At 72.7% G+C, this 24532-nt stretch carries 19 protein-coding genes; 4 read left to right on the forward strand and 15 right to left on the reverse strand.

What is annotated here, in order from left to right:
* Nucleotides 1-496: 496 nt before the first annotated feature.
* Together KBX00_RS24840 and KBX00_RS24845 are read right to left on the reverse strand one after the other, a co-directional pair.
* Complete coding sequence (locus tag KBX00_RS24840; RefSeq protein ID WP_210830479.1) at nucleotides 497-1432, reverse strand: alpha/beta fold hydrolase; 936 nt, start codon at nucleotides 1430-1432, stop codon at nucleotides 497-499.
* Between the two features lie 224 nt (nucleotides 1433-1656).
* Nucleotides 1657-2466: a TerC family protein gene (locus KBX00_RS24845; RefSeq protein ID WP_210830480.1), complete on the reverse strand. Its 810-nt coding sequence runs from the start codon at nucleotides 2464-2466 to the stop codon at nucleotides 1657-1659.
* A 443-nt stretch (nucleotides 2467-2909) separates the two neighbouring features.
* Here KBX00_RS24845 and KBX00_RS24850 point away from each other — a divergent pair, with 443 nt between their 5' ends.
* On the forward strand, nucleotides 2910-4031 hold the full coding sequence (locus tag KBX00_RS24850) for a J domain-containing protein (protein WP_210830481.1): 1122 nt from the start codon (nucleotides 2910-2912) through the stop codon (nucleotides 4029-4031).
* A gap of 13 nt (nucleotides 4032-4044) precedes the next feature.
* Here KBX00_RS24850 and KBX00_RS24855 read toward each other — a convergent pair whose 3' ends face one another.
* From KBX00_RS24855 to gltB, 7 genes are all read right to left on the reverse strand, one after another.
* The gene (locus KBX00_RS24855) at nucleotides 4045-4482 is read right to left on the reverse strand and encodes a hypothetical protein (protein WP_210830482.1); all 438 of its coding nucleotides are present in this window, start codon (nucleotides 4480-4482) and stop codon (nucleotides 4045-4047) included.
* Nucleotides 4483-4507: 25 nt separating this feature from the next.
* A complete protein-coding gene (locus tag KBX00_RS24860; RefSeq protein ID WP_210830483.1) occupies nucleotides 4508-4771 on the reverse strand; it encodes a DUF6244 family protein in 264 nt (87 codons plus the stop codon).
* Between the two features lie 340 nt (nucleotides 4772-5111).
* Nucleotides 5112-5945 carry a hypothetical protein gene (locus KBX00_RS24865; RefSeq protein ID WP_210830484.1) on the reverse strand — a complete coding sequence of 278 codons (834 nt, stop codon included), beginning with the start codon at nucleotides 5943-5945 and terminating at the stop codon, nucleotides 5112-5114.
* A 3-nt stretch (nucleotides 5946-5948) separates the two neighbouring features.
* On the reverse strand, nucleotides 5949-8486 hold the full coding sequence (locus KBX00_RS24870) for an FtsK/SpoIIIE domain-containing protein (RefSeq protein ID WP_210830485.1): 2538 nt from the start codon (nucleotides 8484-8486) through the stop codon (nucleotides 5949-5951).
* Nucleotides 8487-8649: 163 nt separating this feature from the next.
* A complete protein-coding gene (locus KBX00_RS24875; protein ID WP_210830486.1) occupies nucleotides 8650-9450 on the reverse strand; it encodes an SGNH/GDSL hydrolase family protein in 801 nt (266 codons plus the stop codon).
* Between the two features lie 181 nt (nucleotides 9451-9631).
* The gene (locus KBX00_RS24880) at nucleotides 9632-11134 is read right to left on the reverse strand and encodes a glutamate synthase subunit beta (RefSeq protein WP_210830487.1); all 1503 of its coding nucleotides are present in this window, start codon (nucleotides 11132-11134) and stop codon (nucleotides 9632-9634) included.
* Nucleotides 11127-15839, reverse strand: coding sequence for a glutamate synthase large subunit (gene gltB / locus KBX00_RS24885; RefSeq protein ID WP_374225363.1), 4713 nt, complete (start codon nucleotides 15837-15839; stop codon nucleotides 11127-11129). Before gltB ends, KBX00_RS24880 begins: the two co-directional genes overlap by 8 nt.
* A 147-nt stretch (nucleotides 15840-15986) precedes the next feature.
* Between gltB and KBX00_RS24890 the strand changes: the two genes are divergently transcribed.
* Nucleotides 15987-16850: a GNAT family N-acetyltransferase gene (locus tag KBX00_RS24890; protein WP_210830488.1), complete on the forward strand. Its 864-nt coding sequence runs from the start codon at nucleotides 15987-15989 to the stop codon at nucleotides 16848-16850.
* 98 nt (nucleotides 16851-16948) lie between these two features.
* A complete protein-coding gene (locus KBX00_RS24895) occupies nucleotides 16949-17320 on the forward strand; it encodes a hypothetical protein (RefSeq protein WP_210830489.1) in 372 nt (123 codons plus the stop codon).
* A gap of 263 nt (nucleotides 17321-17583) precedes the next feature.
* Here KBX00_RS24895 and KBX00_RS24900 read toward each other — a convergent pair whose 3' ends face one another.
* The 5 genes from KBX00_RS24900 to trpC form a co-directional block, all read right to left on the reverse strand.
* Nucleotides 17584-18765, reverse strand: a complete 1182-nt coding sequence (locus tag KBX00_RS24900) for an NAD(P)/FAD-dependent oxidoreductase (RefSeq protein WP_210830490.1) — start codon at nucleotides 18763-18765, stop codon at nucleotides 17584-17586.
* 14 nt (nucleotides 18766-18779) lie between these two features.
* Nucleotides 18780-20018 (reverse strand): prolipoprotein diacylglyceryl transferase, encoded by a 1239-nt coding sequence (lgt, locus tag KBX00_RS24905; protein WP_210830491.1) that lies wholly within the window; start codon nucleotides 20016-20018, stop codon nucleotides 18780-18782.
* Nucleotides 20019-20194: 176 nt separating this feature from the next.
* Complete coding sequence (gene trpA / locus KBX00_RS24910) at nucleotides 20195-21010, reverse strand: tryptophan synthase subunit alpha (RefSeq protein WP_210830492.1); 816 nt, start codon at nucleotides 21008-21010, stop codon at nucleotides 20195-20197.
* Between the two features lie 4 nt (nucleotides 21011-21014).
* Nucleotides 21015-22253, reverse strand: coding sequence for a tryptophan synthase subunit beta (trpB, locus tag KBX00_RS24915; protein WP_210830493.1), 1239 nt, complete (start codon nucleotides 22251-22253; stop codon nucleotides 21015-21017).
* 39 nt (nucleotides 22254-22292) lie between these two features.
* The gene (trpC, locus tag KBX00_RS24920) at nucleotides 22293-23096 is read right to left on the reverse strand and encodes an indole-3-glycerol phosphate synthase TrpC (RefSeq protein WP_210830529.1); all 804 of its coding nucleotides are present in this window, start codon (nucleotides 23094-23096) and stop codon (nucleotides 22293-22295) included.
* Nucleotides 23097-23538: 442 nt separating this feature from the next.
* Between trpC and KBX00_RS24925 the strand changes: the two genes are divergently transcribed.
* Entirely contained in the window at nucleotides 23539-23790 is a 252-nt protein-coding gene (locus KBX00_RS24925; RefSeq protein WP_210830494.1) for a hypothetical protein, read from the forward strand.
* Nucleotides 23791-23847: 57 nt separating this feature from the next.
* Here KBX00_RS24925 and KBX00_RS24930 read toward each other — a convergent pair whose 3' ends face one another.
* Complete coding sequence (locus tag KBX00_RS24930; RefSeq protein WP_307869071.1) at nucleotides 23848-24429, reverse strand: Trp biosynthesis-associated membrane protein; 582 nt, start codon at nucleotides 24427-24429, stop codon at nucleotides 23848-23850.
* Nucleotides 24430-24532: the final 103 nt, after the last annotated feature.

The raw sequence follows: 24532 nt of genomic DNA on the forward strand, positions 1-24532 counted from the left end.
GCAACCGCCTCGTCGGCATCCTCCACGGCTGCCTCAAGAACACCACCCACTACGACCAGACAACCGCCTGGTCACACCGCACCCAACCCGCCGCAGCTTGACATCCAAGAAGCTGGGGTGTCTGACACCGTCCCCGCCCTGCGCCGCGCCGTGCGCCGTGCGCCGTGCCGCGCCGTGCGCCGTGCCGCGCCGTGCGCCGTGCCGCGCCGTGCGCAGTGCCGTGCCGTGCCGCGCCGTGCGCAGTGCCGCGCCGCGCCGTGCAACTTCGGGGAGAGTGCTGCCTACGACCCGCCCGGACCCGACAACTTCGGGGAAACTGCTGCCTACGACCCGCCCGGACCCGACAGCTTCGAGGAGATGTTGCCTGCGTGGCCCGCCCGGAACCGGGGCGGGGATGTCGGGGTTGGTGTCTGGTCGGGATTCGTCAGGGGCGGGTGGTCAGTCGGGTGGCTGCCGGCCCGGCGACTCGGGGAGTCGCCGGGCCGGCAGGGTTGGGTCACAGGGCCAGGCAGTTGGGGTTGATCGCGACGTCCCGCAGGGCCTGCCGGACGACGGTGTAGGTGGTGCCGTCGAGCACCAGGCCGAGATGGCCGACCACGCGCAGCGGGCACCGGGACTGGATCAGTACGTTCGTCGCCCCGTCGGCAAGCACCGCGTTGTCCACCGGTCGGACCAGCTCGTCCTGCCAGGTGCGCACCGTGGTCCAGCGCACCGGTGCCGGGGTGTCGTCGCCCGCGTTGAGCGCGGTGAGGAACGACGACCCGATGGTCATCTGCTGGCAGGCGACCACGCCGGCGCAGCTGCCCAGACCGAGGAACGACACGATGTTTGCCACGTACGTGCCGTACTGCGGGGTGCCCAGGCTGACGTAGCGTTCGACGGCCCCGCCGCCGCCGAGATCCTTGATGTAGTAGCGGCTGACCAGGCCGCCTTCGGAGTGTGCGACCAGGTCGACCTTGGCACCGCCGGCGGCGGCGCGTACCTGTCCGACATACCCACGCAGCCCGGCGGCGGACGCGGTGATGTCGCCGAGCCCGAGGTTGGGCAACTGGTAGATCCAGACCCGGTACCCGTCGGCGCGTAGTCGGGCGGCGAGTGGTTCGTAGACGGCCGCGATCCCGCTGAGCCCACCGACCACGATGACCGGATTGGCACCGGCCAGTGCCCGCAGACTGTCGGCTGCGGCCGTACCGGTCGGCGCGACGCCGCCGGGCTTGGCCTCGCCGGTGGGCGCGGCTTCACGGGCGGAAAGGGCTTCACGTGCGGACACGGCTTCACGGGCGGGCGATGCGGTGGCGGGTGAGCCGATGGCAGGCGCTGCGGTGGCGGGTGAAGCGGTGGTGGCGGATGGAGCGGCGGTGGCGTTGGTGGGAGCCGCGAGGACGGCGGCGACCGTGAGAGCCAGGACGGGGACAGCCTTTCGGAGCAGCATCGCTGCACCTCCCAAGGGGATCCCGGGTTACCGGGTGGAGGCGGTGGGGTGTCCGATCGACCGTGCACTGATGATGCGGGTCACAATCCAGAAACGTCAATGAAAAGTTACGCACGAGTAGCAGAAGTCCGTGTCGGCCATCCGGGGGCACGGCGGCACCTGTCCACGTACGACGAACGCCGCACGCACCGGGTGGGTGCGTGCGGCGTCGAGTTCGGCGCGGGTCAGCTCGCGGGTGTGCTCTCCGGCTGCGAATCGGGCTCGGTGCGGGGCGCACCCTGCTTGACGTACGTCGGGTGCAACTGCACCGGCTGCCTCTCCTGCTGGCGACGCTGCCGCGCCCGGACCCGCAGGTTGAGGAACTCCACGAAGATCGAGAAGGCGATCGGGCCGTACACGTAGCCCTTCGGGATGTGCTGGTCGAAGCTCTCCGCGATCAGGCTCGCCCCGATGATCAGCAGAAACGACAGGGCCAGCATCTTGACCGTCGGGTGCTGGTTGACGAACCTGCTGACCGCACCGGCCGAGACCAGCATGATGATCATCGCGATGACCACGGCGGCGACCATGATGGCGAGTTCGTCGACCATGCCGACCGCGGTGATCACCGAGTCGAGCGAGAAGACCACGTCCAGCACCAGGATCTGCGCGATGACCGCGCCGAACGAGACCACCTTGCGGCCCTCGCGCTCGTGGTCGGAGCCTTCCAGATGCTCGTGGATCTCGTACGTCGCCTTGCCCACCAGGAATATCCCGCCGAGCAACAGGATCAGGTCACGCCCGGATATCTCCTGCCCGAGCACGGTGAACAGCGGCGCGGTCAGCCCGATGATCCAGGACAACGACGCCAGCAACAGCAGGCGGGTGATCAGGGCGAGCGAGATGCCGATCGTCCGCGCCCGGGCCTGCTGATGCTCGGGCAACCGACCGGACAGGATCGAGATGAACACGACGTTGTCGATGCCCAGCACGATCTCCAGCAGGAGCAGGGTCGCGAACGCGATCCACAGCTCGGGACTGGTCAGGAACTCCATGCCATCCTCGACTCTCCCGACCGGCCGCCGGGTCGGCACCCGGACCATCGGCTGATCTGCATCATGATGACCTACCGGGCCGTCCACCGCTTCGCAACCCCGGCCGCCCCGCAGCACCCGGGCCAGCGCCGGACCGGCGGCACGAGTTGCGGCGTGTCGGGCTCTCCCGGCGGCCGGAAACCGCGAGACGCCGCAACCCGCGCCAGCTCGCCCGGCCTGCTGAGGCGAGGGCCGCCGGATGAACACGCCGCCCGTGAGCACGTACCGTCCCGCCCGACGTGGCCCCTGGCAGGCCCGACCCCGCTTGAGCGCTACGCCCAACACCGCGATCCAAGGTGGCGGGGGCCGCACTCGCCCGAAAGGCAGCCTGATCCACCGCATCGACGGGTGCTGTTAGCATCACCGGCGGACGCGTCCAGCACCCATGAGGATCCGGCGAATCGATGTCCCCGAACGAGCAGGATCCGTACGTGCTTCTCGGCGTCAGCCGGGATGCTTCGCTGGCGCAGATTCGGCAGCGCTACCTGATCCTGGTGCAGGTCTGGCATCCGGACAAGCATCAGTCCAGTCCGGAGAACGTGCGCGAAGAAGCGACCCGGCAGATGCAGCAGATCAACAGGGCGTACAAACTTCTCACCGATGTTCGGGAACGCGAAACGCGCGAACGCCAGGCCGAGGAACAGCAACGCGCGAAGCGCCAGACCGATGAACGCGAACGCGCGGGGCGCCAGCGGACGGGCGGCGGGCAACGGGCCCACGACTGGGCAGCCCAGCAACGCGAGGCGCGCGAACAGGAGGCCCGGGAGCGGGCGGCTGACGAACGACGGGCTCGGGAACACGCGGCGCGTGAGGCCCGCGCGCAGGCAGCCCGGGAGCGCGAGGTGCGCGAACGGGCGGAGGCCGAGCGGCTGGCGCGGATCCGCGAGCGGGAGGCACGCGAGCATCAGCATCCCCGCGCCCGGTGGACGCATCCCCGGTACGAGCCGGCGCATCTACCGGAACCGCTGACCATCGAACCGATAACCATCTCGTTGTCGGATGGCGCCGAGGGTCACACGCTGTCGGCTCGATCCGAAGGCCAGGAGTCTGTGGTCTTCTTTCCCGGCGCCGACGGCGAGCTGCTCCTGTTCCGCGCCAAGGAGACGCTGCACCGGTACCTGACCGAGACCAGCTCCCACGAGCTGGCCGGTGTTCCCGGCTGGGACGAGTTCATGAACTCGATCCTCAAAGCCGGAATCAGCGTCGACGATGATCGGTCGTACGACTTCGGGCTCATTCTCTACAGCATCAGGCGGCCGGTGACCGACTGGGTTCCCCGGCTCTTCATCACCAACCGCGATCTCATGGTGGACATCGCGGAGGCGTTCGGGATCGCCGAGGCGTTGGACCTGTTGCGCGCCGGCTCGGCGATCGACACGCTCGACGATCTGATGCGGGTCGCCGACCGACCACTCGCCGGATGGGGCGCACGGCGTCGGCTCGACGCCATGAATTCGGGGCCGGCGACCGCCGCGTGGCGCAGGGTGGTCCGGACCGTCGAGAAACGCATACGGTGGCTGCGCTGAGCAGCCAGCCTCGTCACCGCCCCGCGTCGCTGTCACCGGCCTGGATGGACCGGGCGGTCGGCAGCAGCGACTCGCTGAACTCCGGAATCGTCAGCACGTTTACCGCGACGCCGGGCTCGACGAGCCAGAACGCCTGGCCGCCGTCGTACAGGCCAGGGCCGTCACCGTGCGGGAACTCGCTCAGCTGCCACCCGGCAGGGTCGCGCTCGTGATACTCCCCGAGGAAGTCCCGTAGCGCGGTCAGGTCGACCAGCCGCTCCCCCCGCAGCACGTGGACCCGCAGATCCACGCGATGTCCGTCGGGCGTCTGCCGCTCCCAGACCCGGCTGGCGAAGCGTACGTCGTCCCACTCGGTGGCGAAGTCCGACACCTCGTCGCCGATCCCGGCCGGCAGCTGACCGATGTGGAAACCGTCCAGCACTCCACCGTCGCGTCTCTCGCCGCTGCTCATCCCACCGCCTCGATCGGTTTCCGACTCAGTTGCCCAGCGCGCGTACCTTGGCGATCGTCTCCTGGACGTGCTGCCGGGCGGGCTCGTGCCCCTGGGCCGCCTGGGCGAGCGCCTGCCGGTACGAGTCGATCATGTTGATCAGCGGCCCGGCGGCAACGCCCTGCAGAGCCCCGGCAACGAGGTGGCGGGCCTCGGCCGCGTCCTGCGCCGCCGCCGCTGTCTTCGCCTTCGCCTCGTCCAGCTTCTGCGCCGCCGCCGCCAGCCTGGCGATCATCTCCGCTGCGCTCACACACCCTCCCCACGATCGCACCACACCGGCGCCGCCGCCCGCTCACCAACAGCGACCACACAGGAGCGTACGAGATCCACCCGCCCGCCGCGACCGAGCACCTGTTGCTGCCATGACGACAACAACTGCACCCAAACCCCAGCGCCCGCGCCGGCCGGGCAGCGGACATCAGCGCAAGGGACGGCGGCGACGGTCTTGGGGGCATCGGCGCGATCCATCCCCGCTCTCACCTCGACAGCGCCCGGACCATGGCCACCCGCGCTGCCAGCCGCCGCGCTGCCGTGCGGTGAAACGCGATGCGCCGCCGCTCGGACGGCGGATCGGAAGCCGACCGCCCGGGTCAGCGCAGAGCGCGGAAGAGCAGCAGGTAGCCGCAGTAGGCGAGGGGAACGGCGAGGAAGCAGAGCAGGAAACCGAGCACCGGATAGCGGGGTGGGGTGGCGGCACCGACGGCGGGCCGGCCCCAGCGGCCGAGCACCAGCCAGCCACCGATCAGCGACACCGCGGGCAGGCCGGCGCACATCCAGGCGTAGAGGGTGCTCAGCCCGACCACGCCGACACCGGAGGCGAGCACCATCACCAGCATGAGCAGCACGGCGACACCCGCGAACCCGAGGTAGACCGCGACCGCCCGGGCCATCGGTGACCAGGTCGGCAGCAGCGCCGGTTGTTGGGCGAGCAGTTCCGCCTGCTGTCCGTGCCGGTCGGCCTCGTCGGCCCAGCGCCGGGCCAGCTCCAGCTCCGTCGCCGGGTCGACCTCACCCGCGCGCGGGCTCGGCACCCCCGCCGCCGTCGCGCTCACCGCCACCGGCAGCGCCGGGCCTGTCTCGCCCACACCCACCGGGGAGTACGCCCCGACCTCCGGCCGCCCCGGCGCGGCGGCTGCGCCGCCGGCCGACCCCGTCCCCGGCCCGGAGGCGGTGCCCGGGTACCCCGGCGGACTCAGCGGTCGACCAGGCGGCCCGCCGGGAGGGACGCCGCCCGGTGCTACGCCGATGGTGCGGCCGAGGTGGTCGAGGCGCTGCCCCTGGGCGACCAGCCGCCGGTCGAGGTACTCCACGGCGGCACCGAGATCCCGCTGCCGTTCGGCCTCGGCGGCAGCGCCCTGCTCGCCGGCGCGGTGCTGCACGGCGAGGTGACGGGCCAGCGCCGCGTACTCGTCGAAGGTGGACACGCCTCACTCCTGCCCGTCGGAGGGGTGACCGTCGCGGGCGAACGGCACGATCAACCGGACCCGCTGGTCGTGCCGGTCCACCAGCAGTGCCCGATCAGCGCGGGGAGTGTACGCGAGGTCGTGCACGCCGAGGTGCAGACCGAGATCCGCACCGGGCACGTTCAGTGCGACCAGGCAGGCGACGTCGTCGCGGTTCTGCGTACCGCCGAGGTCGTCGGCGAGCCGACGCAGGCCGCGCCACCAGCCGAGCAGGTGCACCCCGTGGCCGGGCCCCTGCCGCAGCAGCACCCGCAGATCGTCGTGGCCGGAACGGAACGTGGTGGGGTCGCTCTCGCCGAGCAGGCCGGCGGCGGCGTCCATCCCGAACACCACCAGGTAGCTGCGCTCCGGTCGGTCACCGCCTCCGCCAGCAGCGAGGGCGCGGATCCGCTCGCGCAGGGCGGCGGCGTCGAGGCGCTGTACGCGGTGCCCGGCGGCGGTCAGCGTGGCGCCGGTGTCGTCGGCCGCCGCGTCGGCGGCGGCGACCAGCGCAGCGAGCAGGAACACCGCCTCGCCGGGGGCGTGCTGGCGGGCCAGGCTCAGGGTGGCTGCCCGCAGCACCTCGGCCCCGGCGGACGAGGTGCCGACCACGGCCAGGTGCCGACCCGGTGCGGTGTCCATGATGAACAGGGCGGTGGTGCCGTCCACGTCGACCGTCCGACCGACAAGCGCCAGGGGACGCCGACCACCGGGGCGCAACCCGGTGAAGGTGGCGTCGTCCTCGATACGGGCGGTGTCGTAGCCACGGAACACCGACGGCGGACGGGCACCCGCCGGGCGGGCCTGCCACAGTTCGTGGCGCAGCCGGGTCAACTCGCCGGTCGAGGCGTGCGCGTCGGGGAAGCGGAGCACGGTGTTCGCGCCGGGCGCGCCGGCGGCGGTGTTCACCACGGCCGAGCCGACCGGCAGGGTCGCCGCGGCGTCGTTGAGATGGTCGAGCACTCCCCCGCCGCCGGGCAGCGCCACCCGCAGGGCGAACTGCCCGAAGACCGCCTCGGCACGGCCGTAGAGCGCCTCGATCCCGGTCGTGCTCTGGCTGGCGAGCACCAGGTGTACGCCGTACGAGCGGCCCTTGCGGGCCAGTTCCTCCAGCAGGTCCACCGACTCGCGGGCCACCGGGTCGTTGCCGGCGAGCAGCACGTGGAACTCGTCGATCACCGCGACGATCCGGGGCACCGAGGTGTCGGCGGGCAGGTCGGCGAGCTTGGTGACGCCGTGCCGCTTGAGTGCGGTGGCCCGCCGGTTCAGTTCGCGCCGCAGCTCACGCAGCACCGCCACGCCGTACTCCCGGTCGCTCTCGATGCCGACGGCGCGGGCGTGCGGCAGCCACGACGGATCGCGTTCGGTGGGCACGAACTCGGTGAAGCTGACCCCCTCCTTGAAGTCGAGGAGGTAGAGCTGCAACTCGGCCGGCGAGTAACGGGCGGCCAGGCCGTACAGGACGTCGAGGAGGAAGACCGTCTTGCCGGCGCCGGTACGCCCGCCGACCAGCCAGTGCGGGGTGGCGTCGTCGAAGGCCATGGTGACCGGGTCACGGCCGGCGCGGCCCACCACGGTGCGCAGGCCCGCGCGGGCGGAGGCGGTCCAGCGCTGCCCGGGCAGCAGGTCGGCGAAGCCGACCGCCGCGCCGCGCCGGGCGGCCTCGCCCAGGTGGGTGGCGAGCGCGGCGACGGAGGCCGGCGGCGGGTCGCCGTCGAGGGCCACCGGAGCGGCCAGGCCACTGCCGTCGGCACTGAACGGCGTGCCCGGCGGGTCACCGACCCGGGCGTACCCGTCGGTCAGCCGCAGCACGGTGGTGGCGCCCAGCGGTGGGGCGGACTCGCCCGGCCCGGCCGGCGGCCAGCCGGCGAGCAGCACGCAGACGGCGGCGGCCGGGCCGGCGTGGGTGAGCGCGGCCAGCCGGGCGGCCTCGCGGGGCGCGGGGATGGACGCGGCGACCAGCAGCAGCAGGTCCTGGTCCGGCCGGTCGGCCTGCCGGGCGGCCCGGGCATGCCGTTCGGCGGCGTCGAGCAGCGCGGTCACCTCCGCCTCGGTGGTGGCTGGCGGGTCGACGACTCCGGCGTCGAGCAGCGGTCGCAGTGGACCGAAGGTGGCACCGAGGGCGGCGGTGTCCAGCGCGGCGACCCGGACCCCACCGGGTGCGGCGGTGGCCAGCAGTCGCAGCACCAGGGCCCGTAGCAGCCCGGCGACCGCCGGCTGGCGGGCGTCACCGTCGATCGCGAGGTGGTGCCCGGCACCCAGGGGCAGCAGGACCGGGAAGCCGCCGCCGGCGGTGACCGCCTCCCCGACGCGCACCGGAACGGGCTGACGGGCCAGTGGGGTGCCCGGGGTCGGGGTGGCCAGCGCGGCGCCGACCCGGGCCAGCCGGCCCAGCAGGTCGGTGTCGACCAGCGGGGCTGACGGGCTGGTGGCGTTCAGCGCGGTGCGGGCGGATTCGAGGTGGGCGCGGGCCGCCCGGTGGGCGGCGACCGCCTGCTCGTACGTCGACGCGAGCCTGCCCACACCCCTGCCCTTCACCGCCGAGCGCCGCCTGGTCGCAGAAACCCTAACGGACGGCGGCGACACCGGCACGTGTCCGAACCGGACGTGTCGGACCGCCGCGTCGCCCGGCTCCGGACGCACGGCGGCCGACGGTCCGAACCGGACCGTCGGCCGCACCGCGTGGTCAGCCGGTGACCGCGTTGAGCGCCGGCAGGTAGCCGTAGCGGTAGCCGTCGGCGTTCGGGTGGTACGCCTCGATGATCCCGGTGACGTCCCGGATCCACGGCTGGGCACCGCAGACGCCGTGGCCGGCGAAGGTGGGTCGGGTGTCGGCGAAGGTGGCGCCGGCCGCGGCGGCCCGGTCGGCGGTCACGGTGGCGAGGACGTCGGCGGCCTCGTTGAGGATGGTGCGCTTGTAGGTGCTCATCGCCAGCAGTCCGCAGTAGCGGGTCTCGAACAGTCGCGGGTAGCCGAGCACGATCAGTCGGGCGTTGGGGGCCCGTTGCCGGATGGCGGCGTAGGTGCTGTCCAGCCGGGCCGGCAGGGTGCCGGTGGCGAACGCCTTCGCGGCGTTGACGGCGTTGGTGCAGGTGGAGGTGCTGCCGAATCGGCAGTCGGTCATCACGTCGGCGAATCCGGCGTCGTTGCCGCCGATGGTGATGGTGACCATGGTGGTGGTCGCGGACAGCGAGCCCAGTTGGTCGTCGAGCACGTCGGCGGTCTTCGCGCCACCGCAGGCCGGGAAGCGGAAACTGGCCACGTTGTTGGCGGCGGCCCACAGCGGGGCGTACGACTTCTGGCTGCGCAGGCAGGTGGACAGGTCGTACGGTCCGGCGCCGACGCCGGAGGAGTACGAGTCGCCGAGGGCGACGTAGTGGATCGGGGCGGCGGCCTGGGCGACGCCCGGGACGGCGAGCGCGCCGACGGCGGCGGTGAGGAGGGCGACCAGCGCGGTCAGGGCGCGGGCCAACGGACGGTGGGGCATGACGGACCTCCACGGGGGTGGTGGTGGAGCCCGAGAACCGCGCGCGTGGCCAAGGGTTGTTACTGGTCGGTAATGCTATCGAAACATCTGGATAAAGTGAATAGCCGTTAAGGAGAGGCCGCGTCCGCGCGGTCGTCCCGCGTGGACGCGGCCTCGTCGAGACCTCTCCGAGGGCTGGGGGTCAGTGCGCCGCCAGGGGTCGGCTGGCCGGGTGGACCGGGGCCGGCAGGGCGCCGACACCGTCGAGGTACGTGTGGATCGCCGCGGCGGCGGCCCGCCCCTCGGCGATCGCCCAGACGATGAGCGACGCACCACGGTGCATGTCACCGGCGACGAAGACGCCGTCGGCCTCGGTCTGCCAGTCCGCCCGGGAGTCGACCGCGCCCCGCGCGTTACGGGCCACCCCGAGCTGTGCCAGCAGCGGCTGCTCCTCGGTGCCCTCGAAGCCGATCGCCAGCAGCACCAGGTCGGCGGGGAGTTCCCGCTCGGTGCCCGGCACCACCGTGACGATCCGCCGGCCGTCACGCTTCTCCACGCTCACCTCGGCGATCCGCACCGCGCGCACCGCGCCGGTGCCGTCGTCGACGAACTCCTGCACCGCCACCGCGAAGACCCGCTCGCCACCCTCCTCGTGGGCCGGGTACTCGCGCAGGATCCACGGCCACGTCGGCCACGGGTCGCGCCCCTCGTCCCGGGCGCGCGGCGGCTGCGGATACAGGTCGAGCTGGTGCACACCGGCCGCGCCCTGCCGGTGCGCCACGCCCAGGCAGTCCGCCGCGGTGTCGCCACCGCCGATGATGACCACGTGCTTGTCGGCCGCGTCGATCGGCGTACCGTCCGCCAGGGTGGCCGGCACCGGACGGCCCTCGCCGGCCGCCGCGACCACCCGGTTGGCCGCCACCAGGTGCGCCATCGCCTGGTGTACGCCGCGCAGCTGCCGACCCGGGGTGTCGGTGTCGCGGCCCTGCAACGCGCCGCAGGCCAGCAGCACCGCGTCGTGTTCGGCGCGCAGCTGCTCGGCGGTGACGTCGACCCCGACGTCCACCCCGGCGCGGAAGGCGACCCCCTCGGCGCGCAGTTGCGCCACCCGGGCGTCGATGTGTCGCTTCTCCAACTTGAAGTCGGGGATGCCGTACCGCATCAGGCCACCGAGCGCGTCGTCGCGCTCGTACACGGTCACCGCGTGTCCCGCGCGGGCCAGTTGCTGCGCGGCGGCGAGCCCGGCCGGCCCGGAGCCGACCACCGCGACCGACCGGCCGGACGGTGCCGATGCCGGACGCGGCGTCAGCCCCCCGGCCGCGGCCGCGTCGGCGATCTCCACCTCGACCTGCTTGATGGTCACCGGCTCGCCACCGGCGATGCCGAGCACACACGCGGCCTCACAGGGCGCCGGGCAGAGCCGGCCGGTGAACTCGGGGAAGTTGTTCGTGGCGTGCAGCGACTCCACCGCGGCGTCCCAGTTGCCGGTGCGGACCAGGTCGTTCCAGTCCGGGATGCGGTTGCCCAACGGGCAGCCGTCGTGGCAAAACGGGATGCCGCAGTCCATGCAGCGGGTGGCCTGCTCGCGGATCAGTTCCGCACCGGCCGGCGGGTAGACCTCCCGCCAGTCGCTGATCCGCACCGGCACCGGCCGGCGGGCCGGCAACCGCCGGCCGTAGCGCAGGAAACCGTTCGGGTCAGGCACGAGCCACCTCCTGGGCGACCGCCCGCGGGGCGGGCGGGACCGGCGCGGCCGAGCCGGCGGCCGGCACCGCCAGCGCGCTCATCACCGCGTCGTCGACGTCCTGGCCGGCGGCTTCGGCGGCCCGCATGATCTCCATCACCCGGCGGTAGTCCCGGGGTACCACGGCGGTGAACTCCTCCACCGCCTCCGGCCAGCGCTTGAGCAGCTGCTCGGCGATCGCCGAGTCGGTCTCGGCGAAGTGTCGCTGCACCAGCTCGTGCAGGCGGGTGCGTTCCGCCTCGCTCGGCGCGGACAGGTCGACAAGTTCGGTGTTGACCCGGCGCCGGTCGAGGTTCCAGACGAACGCCGTCCCGCCGGACATGCCGGCGGCGAAGTTGCGGCCGGTCGGGCCGAGCACCACCACGGTGCCGCCGGTCATGTACTCGCAGCCGTGGTCGCCGACGCCCTCGACGACCGTCACCGCGCCCGAGTTGCGGACCGCGAACCGCTCCCCCACCCGGCCCCGCAGGAACACCTCACCGGCGGTAGCCCCGTACAGAATGGTGTTGCCGGCGATGATCTGGTCCTCGGCCCGGCCGCCCGCCTCGGCGTCGGCGGACACGAACGGTGCCGCCGCGTCCGGCCGGACGACCAGCCTGCCACCGGAGAGTCCCTTGCCCACGTAGTCGTTGGCGTCGCCGTGCAGGCGCAGGGTCACCCCGCGGGGCAGGAACGCGCCGAAGGACTGCCCGGCGGTGCCGCGCAGGGTGAACTCGATGGTGTCGGCCGGCAGGCCGGCACCGCCGTGGCGGCGGGTGACCGCACCGCCGAGCATCGCGCCGACGCTGCGGTGCTCGTTGCGGATCGCCACCTCGGCGCGCACCAACGGCACCGACTCGTCGGGACCGGCGGCGCGCAGCGCCGGCTCGGCGAGGGCGATCAGCTCGTTGTCCAGAGCCAGCTCAAGGCCGTGGTCCTGGGCGCGTACGCCGCGCCGGGCCGCGCCCTCGGGCAGTTCCGGCAGGTGCAGTACCCGACCGAGGTCGAGCCCACCGGCCTTCCAGTGCTCGACCGCCGGTGCCACGTCGAGCAGCTCGGTACGCCCGATCGCCTCGTCGATGCTGCGCAGGCCCAGCTCGGCCAGGTAACCGCGGATCTCCTCGGCGAGGAACAGGAAGAAGTTCTCCACGAACTCGGGCTTGCCGGTGTAGCGCTCGCGCAGCACCGGGTTCTGGGTGGCGATACCCACCGGGCAGGTGTCGAGGTGACAGACCCGCATCATGATGCAGCCGGAGACGATCAGCGGAGCGGTGGCGAAGCCGAACTCCTCGGCCCCGAGCAGCGCCGCGACGATCACGTCCCGGCCGGTCTTGAGCTGCCCGTCGACCTGCACGGTGACCCGGTCACGCAGCTTGTTGAGCAGCAGCGTCTGCTGCGCCTCGGCCAGGCCCAGCTCCCACGGCGTACCGGCGTGCTTGAGCGAGTTCAGCGGAGACGCGCCGGTGCCGCCGTCATGGCCGGAGATCAGGATGACGTCGGCCTTGAGCTTGGCCACCCCGGCGGCGACGGTGCCGACACCGACCTCGCTGACCAGCTTCACGTGCACCCGGGCGGCCGGGTTGACGCACTTGAGGTCGTGCACCAGTTGGGCGAGGTCCTCGATGGAGTAGATGTCGTGGTGCGGCGGCGGCGAGATCAGGCCGACGCCGGGGGTGGCGTGCCGGGTACGGGCGATCCACGGCCAGACCTTGTTGCCGGGCAGCTGTCCACCCTCGCCGGGCTTTGCCCCCTGCGCCATCTTGATCTGGAGGTCGTCGGCGTTGACCAGGTACTCGCTCGTCACACCGAACCGGCCGCTGGCGATCTGCTTGACGGCGGACCGGCGGGCCGGGTCGTGCAGTCGCTCGACGTCCTCCCCGCCCTCGCCGGTGTTGGACTTGCCGCCGAGCCGGTTCATCGCGACGGCGAGGGTCTCGTGCGACTCGGCCGAGATCGACCCGTACGACATGGCGCCGGTGGCGAACCGCTTGACGATCTCGCTGGCCGGCTCCACCTCCTCGATCGGCACCGGCGGCAGCACACCGTCGCGCAGCCGGAACAGCCCACGCAACGAACCCGCCTGCGCGGCCAGCTCGTCGACCTTCGCGGTGTACTGGCGGAAGACGTCGTACTGCCGGCTGCGGGTGGCGTGCTGGAGCAGGAAGACCGTCTCCGGGTTGAACAGGTGCAGCTCGCCCTCGCGGCGCCACTGGTACTCGCCGCCCACCGGCAGCAGGTCGACCGCCTCGGCGCCGGGCGCCGGCCAGGCCAGCGCGTGCCGGGCGGCCACCTCGGTGTGGATGCCGTCGAGGCCGACGCCGCTGATCGTGCTCGGTGTGCCCCGGAAATACCGCTCGACCAGTCGGGTGTCCAGCCCGACCGCCTCGAAGACCTGCGCGCCGCAGTACGACGACACGGTCGAGATGCCCATCTTGGACATGATCTTCAGGACGCCCTTGCCGAGCGCCTTGACGTAGTTGCGGATCGCGGCCCGTGGCTCGACCCCGGCCAGCACGCCGGTGGAGATCATGTCCTCCACCGACTCGAAGGCCAGGTACGGGTTGACCGCCGCCGCCCCGTAGCCGATCAGCACGGCCGCGTGGTGCACCTCGCGGCAGTCGCCCGACTCGACGATCAGCGCGACCTGGGTCCGGGTCTGCTCCCGGACCAGGTGCTGGTGCACCGCCGCGGTGAGCAGCAGCGACGGGATCGGGGCCAGGTCGGCGTTGGAGTCCCGGTCGGAGAGCACCAGGATCCGTACGCCGTCCTCGATCGCCTCGGAGACGTGCCGGCAGATCTCGGTCAGCCGGGCCCTGATCCCGGCGCCACCGTCGCGGATGCGGTAGAGCCCGGAGACCCGTACCGCCTTGAAGCCGGGCAGGTCACCGTCCTCGTCGATGCAGAGGATCTTCGCCAGCTCGTCGTTGTCGATCACCGGGTAGGGCAGCACGATCTGCCGGCAGCTCGCCGGGCCGGGATCGAGCAGGTTGCCCTCCGGGCCGATGGTGGTGGCCAGGCTGGTCACCAGCTCCTCCCGGATGGCGTCCAGCGGAGGGTTGGTGACCTGGGCGAACAGTTGGTGGAAGTAGTCGTAGAGCAGCCGGGGCCGGGTGGACAGCGGAGAGATCGGGGTGTCGGTGCCCATCGAGCCGATCGGCTCCGCGCCGGTCCGCGCCATCGGCGCGAGCAGGATCTTCAGCTCCTCCTCGGTGTAGCCGAAGGTCTGCTGGCGGCGGCGCACCGAGTCGTGGGTGTAGACGACGTGGTCGCGGGCCGGCAGGTCGTCCATCTCGATCAGCCCGGCGTGCAGCCAGTCGCCGTACGGCTGGGCGGCGGCCAACTCGGTCTTGATCTCGTCGTCGTGCACGATCCGGCCGGCGACGGTGTCGACCAGGAACATCCGGCCCGGCTGGAGCCGGCCCTTGGCCACCACGGTGGCCGGGTCGAGGTCGAGGACGCCCGCCTCGCTGCCCAGCACCACCAGGCCGTCCGACGTCTGCCACCAGCGGCCCGGCCGCAGACCGTTGCGGTCGAGCACCGCGCCGACGATCTCGCCGTCGGTGAAGGCGACCGAGGCCGGCCCGTCCCACGGCTCCATCAGGCTGGCGTGGAACCGGTAGAAGGCGCGCTTGTCGGCGCGCATGTCCGGGTCGTTCTCCCACGCCTCCGGGATCATCATCAGCACCGCGTGCGGCAGGCTGCGCCCGGCCAGGTGCAGCAGTTCGAGGACCTCGTCGAAGTTGGCCGAGTCGGAGGCGGCCGGGGTGCAGATCGGGAAGACCCGCCGGATGTTGCCCGGCAGGTCGGGCGTACGCAGCAACGCCTCGCGGGCCTGCATCCAGTTCCGGTTGCCCCGGATGGTGTTGATCTCACCGTTGTGCGCGATGAAGCGGTACGGGTGCGCCAGCGGCCAGGACGGGAAGGTGTTCGTGGAGAACCGGGAGTGCACCAGGGCGATGGCGCTGGTCACCCGCTCGTCGGTGAGGTCCGGGTAGAACGCGGGCAGCTGGTCCGGGGTGAGCATCCCCTTGTAGACCAGGGTCCGGCCGGACAGCGACGGGAAGTACGCCGGCACCCCCCGCTCGGCCGACTCGCGTTCGGCCTGCTTGCGCACGCAGAAGGCGACCCGCTCCAGCTCGATGCCGCCCAGTTGGGCACCGGCCGGACCGGCGGGGGTGTCGGTGAGCCGCTTCGCCGCGAGGAAGACCTGACGGACGCGGGGCATCGCCGCCAGCGCCGTCTCACCGAGGTCGCTCGGGTCCACCGGGACGTCCCGCCAGCCGAGCACCTCGGCCCCCTCGACCAGGGCGTACTTCTCGACCACCTGCCGGGCCCGGGCCTCGGCGGCGTCGTCGTCGGTCAGGAAGACCAGACCGGTGGCGTACTCGCCCGCCGGGGGCAGCGCGAAGTCGACCACCGCGCGCAGGAACGCGTCCGGCACCTGGATCATGATGCCGGCGCCGTCACCGGTGTTCGGTTCGGCGCCCCGGGCACCACGGTGGTCCAGCCGGCACAGCGCGCCGAGGCCGTTGGCGACCACCGTGTGCGAGCGTCGGCCGTGCAGGTCCGCGACGAAGGCCACGCCGCACGCGTCATGCTCGTACGCGGGGTCGTGCAGGCCGGCAGGGGACGCTACCTGGCCCTCTCGCAGCGCCGGCTGGGGGCGGTGTGGGTACGCAAGGGCCACCGGGCCTCCTGTCGTCGCTCAGGCTGGATCATGGTCGGGACGACGTCGGCCCTGGATCGGACTATTGAGTCTACGTTAGGGCCCGGCACGCAAGGCCAGTGCAGATTGATCACACCGTCCAGAGTCTGGGACCGGTAGTCTCGCGCCGTGGATTCCGAGCGTACCGACCTCCTCGACCGGTTGGAACGGTTCTACGACGCGGTGCCCCGGGACGCGGCCCGTGTGGAAGATCACGGCGATCTGGTGCTGTTCGTCCGGGAAGGCCCGGGATGGCCGTTCTACGCCCGACCGCGGCCGACCGCCGGCCGCTCGCCGTCGCTGGCCGACCTGACGGCAGTCCGCACCCGGCAGCGGGAGTTGGGCCTGCCCGAGACACTGGAGTGGGTGCACGACCTCGACCCGGAACTGCTCCCGGTGGCCCGCTCCGCCGGCCTGGCCGTGCTCGAAGCACCGCTGATGGTGCTGGACCCGGCCGCCCTGCCCGACCCGGCGACCCTGCTCCACCGGGATTGCGCCGAGGACGTGTCGGTACGGCTTCTCGATCCGGCGGACGAGGACCTGGCCGACGCCGTGGCCGCCCGGCGGGCCGTGGCGGCGGTGGGATTCGCCGCTCCCGGCACCGCGCGGGGCGGGGCCGGAGCCGCCGAGCGGGACGCCGCCATGATCGGGTTGGACGCAGCGGCGGTCGACGAGGAGCGGGCCAAGATCGCCGACGGCACTCGCCTCTCGGCACTCGCCGGCACCGCCATGGAAGGCGAGTTGGCCAGCGGGATGGCCATGCGGGTCGGCGACGTCGCCGAGATCGCCGGGGTGGCCACCCTGCCCAGCGCCCGCCGCCGTGGCCTGGCCGCCGCGGTCACCGCCACCCTTGCCCACGCCCTGCTCGCCGACGGAACCGACCTGGTGTTCCTCTCCGCGGGCAACGAGGAGATCGCCCGGGTCTACCTGCGCGTCGGTTTCCACCGCGTCGGCACCGCCTGCGTGGCCGAACCCGCCGCGGTCACCACCTGACGACCCGTCCCGCAACTGCCCGATCCGACAATCGGGGGCGACGCCCGCGGGTCCGTCCGCTCTGGTCGGTGCAAACGATCAACACCTACCATGTGTCGATGATCGATCAGGGTCAACCACGCGTTCCCATCCCGGTCGTCGCGGCCGCGATTATCTTCCTGCTGGCGAGCGCCATCCAGGCCGTCCAGTTCAAGACGAGCACCGCACCGGGGGCGACAGAGCCGAGGTCGACGATTTTCGCCGTGGGGCTGATCCTCCTTTCGCTGGCCTTCGCGTACGGGTTGTGGCGCCAGGTCGGGCGCGCCCGGATCCTGGCGGTCGGCTTCGGCGCCTTCAACATCGCGTACGGCTTGACGGCACTTCCTGACATCGACGTCCTGACGGTCTCGCGGATGGTGGGATACGCGGCCGTCGGCGTGTTGTTGCTGGTACCCGCATCGTCTCGAGAATGGTTCCCGCACGGCACCTGAGTTGGCCGCCGGACGTCGGCACGCCGGTGCGGTGACCAATGTAGACACCCTCATGAATTGGCCACTCACCTTCTCTCGCACATCTCGATTTGTCGACGCCTCGAAACCGCAGCCTGCGGCATTTGTTCGACACTGTCGGGAAGATCATGTGTGCGAGCCGTGATCAATATGCCGACGCGGTCGATCCGGGCAGCGAGGTCGTCGAGGGTGACGTTCCGGCTCGGCAGGCAGCCAGTGGGCCACGCTGGGCAGGGAGGCAGCGGTCAGGCTGGTGGCCGCCATTGGGTGGCGATGTTGGCGGCGGTGCCGAGCAGGCGGGGGGTGATGGTGCCCAGGGCGGCGTCGCGGGCGCGCAGGGCCAGGCGGCCCCGGGTGCGCAGCACGGCGGACATCCGGCGGGTCTGCCGGACCACGGCCGCCGCACGGGGCCGCCGCGCCCGGTCGTAGGCCACCACCGCGTCCGGCAGGGTCGACTCGCGCAGCAGCGCGGCGAGCGTCGCGGCGTCCTCGAAGGCCAGGCAGGCACCCTGCCCGAGGTGCGGCGGCATGGCGTGCGCGGCATCGCCGAGCAGCACCACCCCGCCCGGGCCGGCCGGAAAGCCGAACGCCCGGGGCAGCGGGCGCAGCTCCCGGATCTCCCGCTGCACCAGGTCGGCCGGGTCGGTCGCGGCCAGCAGCTCGTCGACCGGCGCGGGCCAGCCGGCGTACCAGCGACGCAGCAGCGCCAACTGCGTCTCGGGCGGTTCGGGGCGGGCGGCACCCGCCGCGGTGGCCATCCAGTAGATGCCGCCCCGGCTGGAGGCGCCGGAGGAGCCGCGCTCGCCGAGCGAGGCGGACACGAACCGGTAACCGGCGCCGAGGATCTCGCCGCCCACCGAATCGGGCAGGCTCGGCGCGCGGTACCACGGGATCACCGCCCGCCAGGCGGCGCAGCCGGAGCTGACCACCCCCGAGGAGGGGGCGAGCTGACGACGGATCACGCTGTCCGTGCCGTCGGCCGCGACGACGAGGTCCGCTTCGTACGTGTGCCGACCGTCACCGACGGCCGGCCGCTCGCCGGCGGCCGCGCGCACCGTCCGCACCGTCACCCCGGTCCGCAGCTCGACCCGCTCGCCGAGGCCAGCGATCAGCGCGTCGTGCAGGTCCTCCCGGTGCACCACCACCGGCCGGCGTTCGGCCGGCGTCGGCCGTGGTTGCACCAGCCAGTGCCCGTCCGGGCGGCGTACTCCGCCGTCGGGCAGGACGGTGGCGATGGCGTCCAGACCGGCGCCGAGCCCGAGGGTGCGCAGCGCCCGGACCCCGTTGGGCCAGAGCACCACGGCGGCCGGCTCCGGGCGGATCCGGTCGGCCCGCTCCAGGAGGGTGACCTGCCAGCCCGAACGGGCCAGCGCACCGGAGACCGCCAGGCCGCCCAGCCCACCGCCGACCACCACCGCGGTCCGCATGGCGCCCCCTGACCTCAGCTGTCGCGCTCGGTGGCGGACTCCGCAGCCGTACCCTCGGCCGGTGTGCCCGACGCCGACGCGGCGTGCGCGTCGTCGGCTCGGCCACCGGCCGACCCGCCGCCCTCACCAGCCGACTCGGCGAGCCCGCCAGCCGCCCCTTCGGGCCGCTCAGCCGACGGCCGGGGTGCCGTGGTCGCCTCGTCGTCCGACCGGCCCGGATCGGGCTGGGAGCCCGCGTCGGGTGGCGCCTCGCCCGTCCGGCGCCAGTGCGCGAACTGCTCCTCGTCGACCACGCGGTAACCCTCGGGTCTGGCCGGCTCGGTGGTGGCGCCCTTGGCCGACAGGTCCACCTGCGAGACGTCGGAGGTGGCGGACGGCGCGGTGGCAACGGTCGGCAGTCCCGCCGGGATCAGATACTCCCGTGACCCGCGCACCCGCAGGAAGTAGATGAGAGCGCCGAGGAAGACCAGCGCCGCGGTCCAGACGTTGATCCGTACGCCGAGGATCGTGTTGGCGTCGTCGGTACGCATCATCTCGATCCAGAACCGGCCGGCGGTGTAGCCCATCACGTAGAGGGCGAAGGCGCGTCCCCGGCCGAGCCGCAGCTTACGGTCGAGGAAGTACACCATCGCGGCGACGCCGACGTTCCACAGCAACTCGTACGCGAAGGTCGGGTGGTAGAGCCCCTCCTCCAGGATCGGCTGGCCGGCCTCGCCACGCGCCGCCTGCCCGCCCTCCATCCGGTGGATCTCCAGCCCCCAGGGCAGGTCGGTCCGCCCGCCGTACAGCTCGTTGTTGAACCAGTTGCCCAGCCGACCGATCGCCTGGGCCAGCGGCAGACCCGGCGCCAGCGCGTCGGCGACCACCGTCAGCGGCATGCCCAGTTGCCGGGCCCCGATCCAGGCGCCGACCGCGCCACCGGCGACCGCACCCCAGATACCCAGCCCACCCTCGTAAATTAAGAAGATCTTGAACCAGTCCCCGCCGGTGCCGAAGTACGGGGCCGGTGAGGTGATCACGTGGTAGATCCGGGCGCCGATGATGCCTGCCGGCACCGCCCAGACGGCGATGTCGAGCACCGCGCCGGGGGCCGCGCCACGCTGGCGCAGCCGCCGCTCGGTGACCCAGCAGGCCACCGCGATGCCGGCGAGGATGCACAGCGCGTACGCCCGGATGGGGAACGGGCCGAGCTGCCACACGGCGTTGCTCGGACTCGGGATGGCGGCCAGGGAGGTCGGCGAGGCGAGACTCACGGGTGCACACGCTACCGCTGCGCACCCCCGCGCCGTCACCCCGGTCTCCCGCGCCCCCACCCACTCCACCCACCCCACCCCCGCGATCTTGCACTTCCTGTCGCCACAAAGCCGACATTCGGCACAGAACGGCGACAGGGAGTGCGAGATCGACGGCGAGGGGTGGCGCCGAGGGCTTAGCGGGTGGGGTGGTGGACGCCTTCGGACAGTTCGGTGCTGAGGGTGCGCAGGGCGGTCAGGGCGGTCGCCTCGTCGGGGGCGTCGAGCAGGCAGCGGATGAGTGCGCTGCCGACGATGACCGCGTCGGCGTACCCGGCCACGGTGGCGGCCTGTGCCCCGGTGCCCACGCCCAGGCCGACGCCGACCGGCAGGTCGGTGACCTCCCGCACCCGCGACACCAGCACCGGCGCCGCCTGGGAGGTCTGTGACCGGGCACCGGTGACGCCCATGATCGCGGTGGCGTAGACGAAGCCCCGGCAGTGCGCGGCGGTCATCGCCAGCCGCTCGTCGGTCGACGACGGCGCGACCAGGAACGTGCGGTCCAGCCCGTGCGCGTCCGAGGCGGCCAGCCACTCGCCGGCCTCCTCCGGGATCAGGTCGGGGGTGATCAGCCCGGTGCCGCCGGCCGCGGCGAGGTCCCGGGCGAAGGTGTCGACGCCGTACCGCTCGATCGGGTTCCAGTAGGTCATCGTGACCACCGGGGCGCCGGTGGCGGCCACCGCCTCGACGATGCGCAAGGTGTCCCGGGTGCGTACGCCGCCGGCCAGCGCGATGTCGCTGGCCCGCTGGATCACCGGGCCGTCCATCACCGGGTCGGAGTACGGGATCTCCACCTCGATCACGTCGACGCCCGCGGCGACCATCGCCTTCATCGCGGCGATGCTGCCCTCGACGGTGGGAAATCCGGCCGGCATGCAGCCGACCAGCAACGCCCGGCCGTCCGCCCGGGCCTTGTCGAACGCCACCCCGATCCGGCTGGTCCGCTCGCTCATGGCCTCACTCCTTGTCGAGGATGCCGAAGTACTCACCGGCGGTGTGCACGTCCTTGTCACCCCGGCCGGAGAGGTTGACCACGATGGTGGGCTGCCGGCCCAACTCGGCGGCGAGCTTCGGCGCGATGGCCAGGGTGCCGGCCAGGGCGTGCGCGCTCTCGATCGCGGGGATGATCCCCTCGGTCCGGCAGAGCAGCTCGAACGCGGCCATCGCCTCGTCGTCGGTGACCGGCAGGTACGTGGCCCGGCCGGTGTCGTGCAGCCAGGCGTGCTCCGGGCCCACGCCCGGGTAGTCCAGACCGGCGGAGATCGAGTGCGACTCCTGCGTCTGCCCGTCGGCGTCCTGGAGGACGAAGGTCCGGGTGCCGTGCAGGACGCCGGTGGAGCCGCCGGTGATGCTTGCCGCGTGCCGGCCGGTGTCCACCCCGTCGCCGCCGGCCTCGAAGCCGTACAGCCGCACCTGAGGGTCGTCGGTGAAGGCGTGGAAGATGCCCAGCGCGTTGGAGCCACCACCGACACAGGCGGTCACCGCGTCGGGCAGCGCACCGGTCAGCTCCAGGCACTGCGCCCGGGCCTCCGCACCGATGCCCCGCACGAAGTCGCGGACCAGCGCCGGGAAGGGGTGCGGCCCGGCGGCGGTACCGATCAGGTAGTGGGTCTCGTCGACGTTGGCGACCCAGTCCCGCATCGCCTCGTTCATCGCGTCCTTGAGGGTGCGCGAGCCGGTCGTCACCGGTACGACGGTGGCGCCGAGCATCCGCATCCGGGCCACGTTCAGCGCCTGCCGTTCGGTGTCGACCTGCCCCATGTAGACCACGCACTCCAGGTCGAACAGGGCGGCGGCGGTGGCGGTGGCGACGCCGTGCTGGCCGGCACCGGTCTCCGCGATCACCCGCCGCTTGCCCATCCGCCGGGTCAGCAGCGCCTGACCGAGCACGTTGCGCACCTTGTGCGCGCCGGTGTGGTTGAGGTCCTCCCGCTTGAGCAGCACCCGGGCACCGGCCCGGGCGGAGAACCGGCGGGCCTCGTAGAGCAGCGACGGTGTGCCCGCGTAGTCGCGCAACAGGTCGGCGAACTCGGTCCGGAACGTCTCGTCGGCCATCGCCGCCCGGTGCGCCGACGCCAGCTCGTCGAGGGCGGCGACGAGTGCCTCCGGCACGAACCGGCCGCCGAACGTGCCGAAATGGCCGGCGGCGTCGGGAAACTGCGCCGGCACCTCGATGCCCGTGGCGTCAGCACTCATCGCGGGTCCTCTCGCTCGCAAGGGGTCGCCCGACGCGGATCAGCGCGCCGGGCGGGGGGTCGCCGGGTGGTTGCCGGCGTTCACCAGCTCGGCCACCGCCTCCCGGGGACTCTTCTGGGTGACCAGTCCCTCACCGACCAGGACGGCGTCGGCGCCGGCCGAGGCGTACCGGATCAGGTCGTGCGGGCCGCGTACCCCCGACTCCGCGATCTTGACGACGTGGCTCGGCAGGCCGGGCGCGATCCGCTCGAACACCGACCGGTCGACCTGAAGGGTACGCAGGTCACGGGCGTTGACCCCGATGACCTGTGCACCAGCCTCCATGGCCCGGTCGGCCTCCTCCTCGTCGTGCACCTCGACCAGCGCGGTCATGCCCAGCGACTCGATCCGCTCCAGCAGACCGACAAGCACGTTCTGCTCGAGCGCCGCGACGATCAGCAGCACCAGGTCGGCACCGTGCGCGCGGGCCTCGTGCACCTGGTAGCTGGAGACCACGAAGTCCTTGCGCAGCACCGGAATGTTCACCGCAGCCCGCACGGCGGCCAGGTCGTCGAGTGACCCACCGAACCAGCGTCCCTCGGTGAGCACGCTTATCGCCCGGGCCCCACCGGCCGCGTACTCGCCGGCCAGGTCCGCCGGGTCGGCGATCTCGGCCAGCTTGCCCTTGGACGGCGAGGCGCGCTTCACCTCGGCGATGACGGCGACGCCGGGCCGGCGCAGCGCCGCGTACGCGTCGAGCGGCGGCGGCGCGGCGGCGGCCAGTTCACGGATCCGCTCCAGCGGAACCTGCTCCTGCCGCCGGGCCACGTCCTCCCGGACGCCGGCCAGGATCTCGTCGAGCACGCTGACGGGCGCCGCCGGGCCGGCCTCGTTCCCCTCCGCGTGCGCATGTTCAGCAGTCACCAACGGACTCCCCTCTCCGGGTGTCATGGGCCGATGCTAGGGGGCCCCACCTGGACCCGACCGCCGGGGGTATGGCGCTCCTCACGAATCGGGCTGCGGCATAATGGCCGACTTGCGCGCACAGGTCATCACTCTGCGTCACGACACCATCGACGTTCGCCCATGTACGGGCGCTCCGGCCGTCCGACCGCAGGCCAGCGATCCGGCCACGTCGATGCTGTGACCAAGCTCAAGGACCAAGGTCCCTGTGCCGGTCACACCCCCTACCGCAGAGTTGACGGTGCAGTCATCACCACGAAACCCGCGCCGAGCAGCATCGGGCTCGGGCACACTCGATGACGCGCCTGCCCCACCGCCACGACGATCTCTCCCCGGGGTGATCATGAGTACCTCCGCGCCGCAGCAGACCATCGGACTCACCACCATCTCGCGCACCGTCGCGTCGCTCGCCGTCGGTGTCGTCCACACGTTGGAGCGGGCGATGGTCGGGCCGGACCGGATGCGGACCGCCGCCGGCAACGCCTGGGAGGCCATCTGCGCCGACCGGGCCCGAGCCGACCAGCGGGCCGAGCTGGACCGCCTCGTCGCGGAACTCACCGCCGCCCGCGCCCGCGCCCGCCAGCCGGTCGGCTGAACACGCCGCTCCGCCCGGTACGGCGACAGCTGGACCCCACACGCGCCGTCCGGCCGGTCAGCGGATCGTCGGGTCCTCGCCCCGGTCCAGCGCCTCCCACGCCTCGACGGTGCCGGCACCACCGATCGGCCCACTGGTCCCAACCGGTCGGCGCGGCCGGCGTTCGTAGCGGGCACCCATCGCCGGCCAGCGGTGACCACGCAGCAGGGTCAACGAACCGCCACCGGCGGCGACGACCCCGCCGATCAGGGTGAGCGCCGGCCACTGCCAGGTGACCAGATCCCCGAGATCACCGACGAGCCCGTAACCACCACCGGCCGCCACGGCCAGGCCGAGCAGGGTCAACAGCCCGCCGAGCACCCGGCGCGGCCGACCCCGGGTGGCCAGTACCGCGCCGCCGCCGGCCAGCCCGACGAGGGCCAGGGCCGGCAGCCACGGCAGCAACTGCCCACCCGTGCGCCCCTCCTCCACCAGCAGCATCGGCTCCGAGCGGCCGACCACGTCGACCACCCAGGTCCGGGTCGCCGCCCACAGCGCCAACCCCGCGCCGGCCAGGCTGAGCAGCACGGCGTACGCCAGCTCGCGCCGGCCCGGCGCGGACCGTGCACCCCCGTCCCCCGGTTCCACCGCCGCGCTCACCGGGCATACCTTCCGTTCGCGACTGCGGGACTCCGCTGCGCTACATTCCTCGCGCTCACCGCACACGCCTTCCGTTCGCGACTGCGGGACTCCGCTGCGCTAC

Origin of the sequence: Micromonospora sp. C95 (assembly GCF_018070465.1) — a bacterium.
Lineage (GTDB): Bacteria > Actinomycetota > Actinomycetes > Mycobacteriales > Micromonosporaceae > Micromonospora.